General features: G+C 73.3%; 3 pseudogenes. 2 read left to right on the plus strand and 1 reads right to left on the minus strand.

Annotated features, from left to right (window positions below):
• Both A5625_RS00005 and A5625_RS00010 read left to right on the plus strand, forming a co-directional pair.
• A pseudogene (locus tag A5625_RS00005) lies at positions 1 to 292 on the plus strand (alpha/beta hydrolase); the annotation flags it as partial.
• Between the two features lie 11 nt (positions 293 to 303).
• Positions 304 to 648, plus strand: a pseudogene (locus tag A5625_RS00010) (DUF3710 domain-containing protein); the annotation flags it as partial.
• A 1-nt stretch (position 649) separates the two neighbouring features.
• On the opposite strand, the pseudogene A5625_RS00015 reads toward A5625_RS00010, so the two are convergent.
• Positions 650 to 940, minus strand: a pseudogene (locus A5625_RS00015) (alpha/beta hydrolase); the annotation flags it as partial.

Raw genomic sequence — 940 nt, forward strand, 5'->3', positions numbered from 1 at the left:
CTGGCTGGCCGACGAGCTGACCCGCTCGTGGGGCGCTCAGTGGCCGCATTTGCCCGACGCCATGGAAGAAGCCGCCGGATACGTCGCGCCGAGCTGCGACGAGCTGGCCGGGCTGACCGCGCCAATGGGGGTGGCAGCCGCAGTCGACGACCCCATTCACCCGCTGCAGGCCGGCCTCGACTGGGTGGCCGCCGCGCCGCACGCGGCCTTGCGCACCGTGACGCTGGATCAGATCGGGGCGGATCCCGCCGCCCTGGGTGCGGCGTGCCTGAGCGCGCTCGCCGACTTGTAGCTCAGCCGCCGGTGGTGGTGCGCTTCATCGGCGTCGACGGCTACCGCTGGATGATCCGCTGCGTCATCAACGGCCCGCACGAGACGATGGAAGCCCTCGAGCAGGAGGCGCGAGCAGCCTTGGCCGACACCGTGGTTCGGCGCGGTGACACACCGCTTCCGGTACGGACACCGCTGACCGTGCAGCTGCCCGAGCCGATGGCGCAGCAGCTGCGCGAAGCCGCCGCCCAGCAGACCGCGCAGCAGGAAGCCGGCCAGCAGGCCGAGGGGCAACAAGCGCCGCCCACCGAGCCGGCCGCGCGCCGCAGCGTCGACGGCTCGGCCATGCAGCAGCTGCGCACCACCACCGGCGGCTGAGCTACAAGTCGGCGAGCGCGCTCAGGCACGCCGCACCCAGGGCGGCGGGATCCGCCCCGATCTGATCCAGCGTCACGGTGCGCAAGGCCGCGTGCGGCGCGGCGGCCACCCAGTCGAGGCCGGCCTGCAGCGGGTGAATGGGGTCGTCGACTGCGGCTGCCACCCCCATTGGCGCGGTCAGCCCGGCCAGCTCGTCGCAGCTCGGCGCGACGTATCCGGCGGCTTCTTCCATGGCGTCGGGCAAATGCGGCCACTGAGCGCCCCACGAGCGGGTCAGCTCGTCGGCCAGCCA

The sequence above is a fragment of the Mycobacterium sp. 1465703.0 genome (assembly GCF_001672975.1).
Taxonomy (GTDB): Bacteria; Actinomycetota; Actinomycetes; order Mycobacteriales; family Mycobacteriaceae; genus Mycobacterium.